Below are 8,317 nucleotides of genomic sequence, written 5' to 3'. Positions count from 1 at the left end.
GCTAGTGTGGTGGTTCCTAAGTTCGTCATATCTAGGATCGCTTTTGCCGTCCTCTGGGCAGGAAGCGTCGCGCGGCCGATGCTGGCGCATCGGCGAGCGGCGCTGACGCCCCCAGAGGACGGCAAAAGCGACCCCTCGGGCGGCCTTGCAGGCCCCTCGGACGTCGTTGCGCGGCTCTTGTGATGCGCCAGCATCACCGCGACCCGCGCGCCTCGCCGAGAACCCCGCAAGGCCGTCCTAGATATGACGAACTTAGGAACCACCACACTAGGGCATCATCCGATCAGATGGAATCGCTTTGCGATCCATCTGGCCGGATGTAATGCCCTCGTTCCAACGTGTTAGCGCACTACTCCCGGCCAGACGCGAAGGCGTCTGATCGGGAAGTGCGCTAGACTTGGAATCTCTCACGCAGGTCGTGCCACAGCAGGTATCAGATCAAGAGCGGACATTGGCGCGCTCTCGGTGGCACCGTCTTAGGCTACGCCCCCTCAAGCCGCCGCGAACCTGCCGAACTCGAAGTCGCGGCCGGGGGCGGCGTCGAAGAGGGCGCGGGTGTAGCTGTGCTTGGGGCTGCGGAAGACCTCGGCGGCCAGGCCCTGCTCGACGACCTCGCCCTTGTACATGACGGCGATGCGGTCGCAGATCTGGGCGGCGACGCGCAGGTCGTGGGTGATGAAGAGCATGGCAAGATCGAAGCGCTTGCGGACGTCGTCGAGCAGCGCCAGGACCTGGGCCTGGACCGAGACGTCGAGGGCCGAGACCGCCTCGTCGGCGATCAGGACCTCGGGCTCCATGGCCAGCGCCCGGGCGATGCAGATGCGCTGGCGCTGGCCGCCGGAGAACTGGTGCGGGAAGCGGTCGAGGGCCGTGGGGTCGAGGCCGACCAGGGACATGAGGTCGCGGGCGCGCTCCAGGGCGGCGGCGCGGGCCAGGCCGAAGTTCATCGGGCCCTCGACGATGGAGGCGCCGACCGTGCGCCGCGGGTTGAGCGAGCGGTAAGGGTCCTGGAAGACGATCTGGACGTCACGGCGGTGGGCGCGGAGCTGGCCCGCGGTCAGGCCGGCGATGTCCTCGCCGTCGATCCGGACCTGGCCGCCCGAGGGATCGACCAGGCGCACGATGCAGCGCGCCACGGTCGACTTGCCGGAGCCGGACTCGCCGACGATGCCCAGGGTCTCGCCGCGGCGCACGCTCAGGTCGACCTCGTGGGCGGCGCGGACCTCGCGGGCCTTCTGGAAGAAGCCGCTGCTGCGGTAGGTCTTGGAAAGCCGATCGGTCTCGAGCACCACCGGCGCCGCGGCCTTGGAGGCGCGGGCCGGCGGGGTGATGCTGGGCACCGAGGAGATCAGCATCCGGGTGTAGGCGTCCTTGGGGTCCTTGAGCAGCGGCAGGGTCTCGCCCTGCTCGACCACCCGGCCGTGCTGCATGACCACGACCCGGTCGGCGATCTCGGCGACGACGCCGAAGTCGTGGGTGATGAAGAGCACCGCGGTGCCGTGGCTCTGCTGGATGTCCTTGATCAGCTTCAGGATCTGCGCCTGGGTGGTGACGTCCAGCGCGGTGGTCGGCTCGTCGGCGATCAGCAGCGCCGGCTCCAGCGCCAGGGCGGCGGCGATCATGACCCGCTGGCGCTGGCCGCCGGAGAGCTGGTGCGGATAGGTCGAGACCAGGCGCGCGGGCTCGGGCAGCTTGACCGCGTCCATGACCTCAATCACCCGGGCCATGCGGTCGCGCGCCGACATCTTGGTGTGGATCTGCAGGACCTCCTCGATCTGCTCGCCGATCCGCATCACCGGGTTGAGCGCGGTCATGGGCTCCTGGAAGATCATCGACATGCGCGCGCCGCGCAGGTCGCGCAGCTCGCCGGCCGACTTCTGCAGCAGGTCCTCGCCTTGCAGGAGGATCTGCCCGGCGGTCGGCCGGAGCTGCTTCTTCGGCAGCAGGCCCATGACCGTGTGCGCGGTCACCGACTTGCCCGAGCCGGACTCGCCGACCACGCAGAGGATCTCCCGCGGCCGGACCGTGAAGGAGACCTCCTCGACCGCGTGCTCGCGGTCGGCGTCGGCCGGCAGGCGGACGGTCAGGCCGCGGATGTCGAGGACGGGCGCGCGGGGCTCGCTCATCTCGCTCACATCTTCTTGGCGATGCGAGGGTCGAGGGTGTCGCGCAGGCCGTCGCCCAGGACGTTCACCGCCAGGATGGTCAGCGCCAGGGTGATGCCGGGGAAGAGCACGATCCAGGGCGCGAGCTGGAAGTAGGTCCGGCCCTCGGACATGATGTTGCCCCAGCTCGGGATCTCCGGCGGGGTGCCGGCGCCGAGGAAGCCGAGCAGAGCCTCGGTCAGCATGGCCGAGGCGCAGACATAGGTCGCCTGCACGATCAGCGGCGGCACGGTGTTGGGCAGGACGTGACGGACCAGGATCAGCGGCAGCCGGGTGCCTGCGGCGATCGCGGCCTCGACGTAGGGCTCCTCGCGCACCGAGAGCACGATGGCGCGGACCAGGCGGACCACCCGCGGGATCTCGGGGATGGTGATGGCGACGGTGACCGTCGTGAGGCTGGCGCCGGAGAGCGAGACCAGGGCGATGGCCAGCAGGATGCCGGGGATCGCCATCAGGCCGTCCATGACCCGCATGATCACGCCGTCGAGGAAGCGGATGTAGCCGGCCGCCAGGCCGCAGAGCAGGCCGAAGACCACGCTGAGCCCGGCCGCCAGGAGGCCGACGGTCAGCGAGATCCGGGCGCCGTAAACCGTGCGGCTGTAGATGTCGCGGCCGAACATGTCGGTGCCGAACCAGTGCAGCTCGCTGGGCGCCTTGAGGCGGTTGATCGGGTTGAGGACGATGGGGTCGCCGGTGAAGAGCAGCGGCGCGAAGAGCGCGCAGATCACCATGACGAACAGGAGGACACCGCCGAAGATCATGGTCGGATAGCGGCGCAGCAGGCCGCGCCGGAAACCCGCGATCCGGTCCCGCAAGCCGCCGCCGGCCCTATCGTAGATCGCCGTCAATAGCGGATCCTCGGGTCGAGCAGGGTGTAGGCGATGTCGATCGCCAGGTTGATCAGGATGTAGACGAAGCTGAACATCAGGATCAGGCCCTGGATGATCGGGTAGTCGCGCTTGAGGATGGCGTCGACCACCAGGCGGCCGAGGCCGGGGATGTTGTAGACGCTCTCGGTGATCACCACGCCGCCGATCAAGAGGGCGATGCCCAGGCCGATCACGGTGACGATGGGCACCGCGGCGTTCTTCAGCGCGTGGCCGAGCAGGACCCGGCGCTCGGTCTGGCCCTTGGCGCGGGCGGTGCGGATGTAGTCCTCCTCCAGCACCTCGAGCACGCTGGCCCGGGTGATGCGGGCGATCAGCGCGATGTAGATCACGCTCAAGGTCACGGTCGGCAGGACGATGTGGTGCAGGAAGGCCAGGGGCTGTTCGAAGGGGCTCTTGTAGCCCTGGACCGGCAGCCACTTGAGGTTCAAGGAGAACTGGTAGATCAGCAGGTAGCCCAGGACGAAGACCGGGATCGAGAAGCCGGCGACCGCGAAGACCATGATCCCGCGGTCGACCCAGGTGCCGGCCTTCCAGGCGGCGATCACGCCCAGGGGCACGGCGACGACGACGGCGAAGACCAGGGTGGTCGCCGCCAGCATCAGGGTCGGCTCCAGGCGCTGGCCGATCAGCTGGGTGACCGGCAGGTTCGAGAAGATCGAGATGCCCAGGTCGCCCTGGATCAGGCTCCAGATCCAGGTGGTGAACTGGAAGAAGATCGGCTCGTTGAGGCCGAGCTGCTCGCGGATCCGCTCGATGTCGGCGGGCGAGGCGTAGTCGCCGGCGATCACGGTGGCCGGGTCGCCCGGGCTGAGCCGCAGCATCAGGAAGACGAAGAGCGCCACCACCCCCATCACGGGGATGGTGGCGAAGATCCGCTTGGCGACGAAGACCAGCATCTAGCGCCCTGGGGGCGATGGAGACGTCGCCCCTTCACCCTCCCAGCGCTTCGCGCCGGGCCCCTCCCTCTCCCGGGGGAGAGGGGCTTGGTGCGCTCGGCTAACCCTCTCCCGGTCAAGGGAGAGGGAGGGGCCCACAGCGCGATCGCGCTGTGGGAGGGTGAGGGGGGCTGCTCGCATTCGCTTGATCTCTGCCCCGGAGTCTTTGCGGTTCCCGGTCTACCTCTCCACGTCGATGTTCCAGAAGAACTGGACCGGGGACTTGATCAGGCCCTTGACGTTGTCGCGGTAGGCGACCGGCACGAAGAAGGTGCCGGTGTTGCCGTGTGTCACCGTGTCGATGGCCAGGGCCTGGACCTGGTCGGCCAGCGCCTTCTGCTCCTTGGCGTCGGTCTCGCGGGCGAAGGCCTGACGCAGCTTCTCCAGCTCCGGGTTGTCCGGCCAGCCGAACCAGGCCTTCTCGATGCCGCCGCCGGACATGCCGGTCGCGACCACCGGGTTGGTGATGTCGCCGCCGATCCACCAGGTGTGGAAGATGTTCCAGCCGCCCTGGTCCACCGGCTCCTTCTTGGCCCGGCGCGAGGTCAGGGTCGACCAGTCCATGGCCTGGACCTCGACCGTCATGCCGATGTCGCGCAGTCGCTGGGCGGTGACCAGGCTGAAGGCCGAAAGGATGGGGATGTCGGTCGGCTGCATGAGCACCACCGGGGTGCCGTCGTAGCCGGCCTCCGCCAGCATGGCCTTGGCGTCGGCCAGGCTGGGGTTGGCGATCAGCTCGTTGCCGTAGAAGGTCTCGAGCGGCGAGCCGCAGGCGTAATAGGAGTAGCAGACCTTGTAGAACTCCGGATCACCGACCGCGGCCTGCATGTAGACCTCCTGGTCGATGGCCTTGAGCACCGCCTGGCGGATCTTCTTGTTGTCGAAGGGCGGGTGCAGGTGGTTCATCCGCAGCATGCCCTGGTTGCCGAGGGGATCGTTGACCTCGACCACCACGCCGGACGCCTGCCTGAGGATCGGCGCCAGGTCTGGCTGCGGCTGCTCGTAGTAGTCGACCTCGCCGTTGATCAGGGCGTTTGTCGCGGTCTGGGCGTCGGGGATATAGATCCATTCCACCCGGTCGACCTTGGCGATCTTGCCGCCGGCGGCGCCGCTGGGCGGCTCGCTGCGCGGCACGTAGTCCTGGTTCTTGGTGTAGACCACCTTGGAGCCCGGCACCCACTCGTCCTTGGAGAACTTGAAGGGGCCGGAGCCGACGATCTCGGGCACCTGCTCGAAGGGATCGGTCTCGGCCAGGGCCTTGGGCATCATGAAGGGCACGTTGGAGCTGATCTTGCCGATCGAATCCAGGACCAGGCCGTAGGGCTCCTTCAGCTTCATGACGATGGTCTTGGCGTCGGCCGCGGTCAGGCTCTCGGTGACCTCCATGAGCTGCTGGCCCATGCCGTCGCGCGCGCCCCAGCGTTTCAGGGAGGCGACGCAGTCCTCGGCGGTGACGTCCGTGCCGTCGTGCCACTTCAGGCCGTCGCGCAGCACGAAGGTCCAGGTCAGCTGGTCGTCGCTGACCGTCCAGGTATCGACCATCTGCGGCTGCGGCTTGAGGTTCTCGTCCATCGCGAAGAGCGTGTCGTAGACCATGTAGCCGTGGTTGCGGGTGATGTAGGCCGTGGTCCAGATCGGGTCGATGTTCTTGAGGTCGGCGTGCGGGATGACCCGCAAGACCTTCTCGGCCGCCGCCGGCTGGGGGGCCGCCAGGGCGGCCAGGGGTACGGCCAGGGCGGCCGCCAGGACGAGCGTCCTGCGTGTCAGCGTCTGCATGTTTTCTCCCTCCCTGCGTCCTGCAGAATTGCGCCGCGGCCGTCCTGTCCGCGGGCGAGCCGTTTGTTGCCGGTTCTGTGTTCTCGTCTCAGGCCATTAGAGCGCGGAACTTCGCCGCGGGTCAACGTGACAGCGGCCGCGCGGCCGCGCTTGCGGCTTGACCGCTGGGGCCGTGGCCTGGGAGGCTTGCGGCATGGCAGGAAACGAGGAGTCCCGGGCCCTTCTGGCCGAGATCGCCGACCTGGTGCCGGCCTGGCGGGCCAATGCCGGGGCGGCGCGCGGCCGCCCCGACGGCGCCGCGGCGGCCGCCGTGCTCGGGCCCGCCGACTGGCAGGCGGCCCGGGCCGAGATCTCGGCCTGGCCGGGCTACCGGCCGACGCCCCTGGTCGGGCTGCCGGGCCTGGCCGCCGTCCTGGGGATCGCGCGCCTGGCGGTCAAGGACGAGGGCGGGCGCTTCGGACTGGGCAGCTTCAAGGCCCTGGGCGGCGCCTACGCCGTGCTGCGCCAGCTGCGCGCCCGGGTCGCCGCCCAGACCGGGGAGACGCCCTCGACCGAAGACCTGCTCGCCGGGCGCTTCGCCGGGATCGCGGCCGGCCTGACCGTCTGCTGCGCGACCGACGGCAACCACGGCCGCTCGGTCGCCTGGGGTGCCCGGACCTTCGGCCTGCCTTGCGTGATCTATCTCCACGAGCACGTCAGCGCCGGCCGCGAGGCGGCCATCGCCCGCTTCGGCGCCGAAGTCCGGCGGGTCGAGGGCACCTACGACGACTCCGTGCACAGGGCTGCCGAGGAGGCGGCGCGGAACGGCTGGACCGTGGTCTCCGACACCTCCTACGAGGGCTACCGCGAGATACCGCGCGACGTCATGGCCGGCTATGCGGTCATGGCGGCCGAGGCGCTGGAGCAGTGGGGCGAGGGACCGCCCAACCCCGGGCCGACCCACGTCTTCCTCCAGGCCGGGGTCGGCGGCCTGGCGGCGGCGGTCTGCGCCTATCTCTGGCAGAGCCTCGGCGCGCGGCGGCCGCGCTTCCAAGTGGTCGAGCCGGAGAGGGCCGCCTGCCTCTTCGCCAGCGCGGCCGAGGGCCGGGCGGCGACCATCGGCGGCGATCTCGACACGGTCATGGCCGGCCTGGCGGCGGGCGAGACCTCGCTGATCGCCTGGGATGTGCTGCGTCACGGCGCCGAGGGCTTTATGACTTTGCCCGACGCCAGCGCGCCCCTGGCCATGCGCCTCCTGGCGGCGGGGATGGACGGCGACCCGCCCCTGGTCGCCGGCGAGTCCGCGGTCGCCGGCCTGGCCGCCCTGATTTGCGCCCGCCGCCGCCCCGAGCTGGCCGAAGCGATGGGCCTGAACGCGGAGTCCCGGGTCCTGCTGTTCTCGACCGAGGGCGACACCGATCCGGAACTCTATCGGGAACTGGTCGGGCGGACGGCGGCGGAGGTGCGGGCGGCGAAGGCGGTGTAGGCTGAGCCCGACAGAGAAGAGGAGGAGACCATGGCACGCATCGTCAACGTCGGCGCGGCGCAGATGGGGCCGATCGCGCGGGACGAGGGCCGGGCCGAGGTGGTGGAGCGGCTCATCGACCACCTGCGGGAGGCCAAGCGGCGCGGCTGCGACCTCGTGGTCTTTCCCGAGCTGACTCTCACCACCTTCTTCCCGCGCTGGTGGCTGGAGGACGAGGCCGAGCTCGAGGCCTTCTACGAGACCGAGATGCCGGGGCCGGAGACCCGGCCTCTGTTCGACGAGGCGCGGCACCTGGGCCTGGGCTTCTGCCTGGGCTACGCCGAGCTGATCCCCGGCGACGAGACCCGGCGCAAGCGGCGCTTCAACACTGCGATCCTGGTCGGTGCCGAGGGCGAGATCCTCGGCAAGTACCGCAAGATCCACCTGCCCGGCCACGCCGATCACGAGCCGCAGCGCGCCTTCCAGCACCTGGAGAAGCGCTACTTCGAGCCCGGCGACCTGGGTTTCCGGGTGTTCCGCGGCTTCGGCGGCCTGATCGGGATGTGCATCTGCAACGACCGGCGCTGGCCCGAGACCTACCGGGTCATGGGCCTGCAGGGGGTGGAGATGGTGCTGCTGGGCTACAACACGCCGAGCCGGCACCCCCTAACCCCCGACCACGACGCGCCCTCCTGGCACCACAACACCCTGTCGATGCAGGCCGGCGCCTACCAGAACGGCACCTGGGTGGTCGGCGTCGCCAAGGGCGGGGTCGAGGAGGGCGTGCACCACATCGCCGGCAGCCAGATCATCGCGCCCAGCGGCGAGACCGTGGCCCAGGCGGTGACCGAGGGCGACGAGCTGATCGCCGCGGCCTGCGACCTGGACCTCGGCCGCTCCTACAAGGAGCACATCTTCAACTTCGCCCGCCACCGCGAGCCCCGGCACTACGCCCTGATCACCGCCCTCAAGGGCGCGGTCACGCCCGAGGAGGGCGCGCGCATCGAGGCCGCCGCCCAGGCGGCGCGAGAGGCGGCGGAGTAGCGGCGGCGCGCTCAAGTTAGCCGTTCTCGCGTAGGGAACTATGTCCTAAGCTATGACTTATGG

7 protein-coding genes are annotated in these 8,317 nt (G+C 69.6%); 3 read left to right on the top strand and 4 right to left on the bottom strand.

Annotated elements, in window-relative coordinates; genetic code table 11:
* Nucleotides 1-183 (top strand): hypothetical protein (locus QNJ30_22240; GenBank protein ID MDJ0946178.1); only part of this gene is annotated, 183 nt, incomplete at its 5' end.
* A gap of 308 nt (nt 184-491) precedes the next feature.
* On the opposite strand, the gene QNJ30_22235 is transcribed toward QNJ30_22240, so the two are convergent.
* The 4 genes from QNJ30_22235 to QNJ30_22220 form a co-directional block, all read right to left on the bottom strand.
* Entirely contained in the window at nt 492-2,126 is a 1,635-nt protein-coding gene (locus tag QNJ30_22235; GenBank protein MDJ0946177.1) for an ABC transporter ATP-binding protein, read from the bottom strand.
* Between the two features lie 5 nt (nt 2,127-2,131).
* Nucleotides 2,132-3,004: an ABC transporter permease gene (locus tag QNJ30_22230; protein MDJ0946176.1), complete on the bottom strand. Its 873-nt coding sequence runs from the start codon at nt 3,002-3,004 to the stop codon at nt 2,132-2,134.
* Nucleotides 3,005-3,009: 5 nt separating this feature from the next.
* Nucleotides 3,010-3,951 (bottom strand): ABC transporter permease, encoded by a 942-nt coding sequence (locus QNJ30_22225; protein MDJ0946175.1) that lies wholly within the window; start codon nt 3,949-3,951, stop codon nt 3,010-3,012.
* Nucleotides 3,952-4,170: 219 nt separating this feature from the next.
* Nucleotides 4,171-5,766, bottom strand: a complete 1,596-nt coding sequence (locus QNJ30_22220) for an ABC transporter substrate-binding protein (protein MDJ0946174.1) — start codon at nt 5,764-5,766, stop codon at nt 4,171-4,173.
* Between the two features lie 193 nt (nt 5,767-5,959).
* Here QNJ30_22220 and QNJ30_22215 point away from each other — a divergent pair, with 193 nt between their 5' ends.
* Both QNJ30_22215 and QNJ30_22210 read left to right on the top strand, forming a co-directional pair.
* Nucleotides 5,960-7,231 (top strand): diaminopropionate ammonia-lyase, encoded by a 1,272-nt coding sequence (locus QNJ30_22215; protein ID MDJ0946173.1) that lies wholly within the window; start codon nt 5,960-5,962, stop codon nt 7,229-7,231.
* 30 nt (nt 7,232-7,261) lie between these two features.
* Entirely contained in the window at nt 7,262-8,254 is a 993-nt protein-coding gene (locus tag QNJ30_22210) for an N-carbamoyl-D-amino-acid hydrolase (GenBank protein ID MDJ0946172.1), read from the top strand.
* Nucleotides 8,255-8,317: the final 63 nt, after the last annotated feature.

The sequence above is a fragment of the Kiloniellales bacterium genome, from assembly GCA_030066685.1.
Lineage (GTDB): Bacteria > Pseudomonadota > Alphaproteobacteria > Kiloniellales > JAKSBE01 > JAKSBE01.
Note: the sequence above shows the minus strand (reverse complement) of the source record. Positions and strands in the feature narration are given on the sequence as shown.

Excerpts from the sequence above, each read along its gene's own strand:
- QNJ30_22235 (MDJ0946177.1), bottom strand. The coding sequence starts at position 2,126 with ATGAGCGAGCCCCGCGCGCCCGTCCTCGACATCCGCGGCCTGACCGTC.
- QNJ30_22225 (MDJ0946175.1), bottom strand. The coding sequence starts at position 3,951 with ATGCTGGTCTTCGTCGCCAAGCGGATCTTCGCCACCATCCCCGTGATG.
- QNJ30_22220 (MDJ0946174.1), bottom strand. The coding sequence starts at position 5,766 with ATGCAGACGCTGACACGCAGGACGCTCGTCCTGGCGGCCGCCCTGGCC.
- QNJ30_22215 (MDJ0946173.1), top strand. The coding sequence starts at position 5,960 with ATGGCAGGAAACGAGGAGTCCCGGGCCCTTCTGGCCGAGATCGCCGAC.
- QNJ30_22210 (MDJ0946172.1), top strand. The coding sequence starts at position 7,262 with ATGGCACGCATCGTCAACGTCGGCGCGGCGCAGATGGGGCCGATCGCG.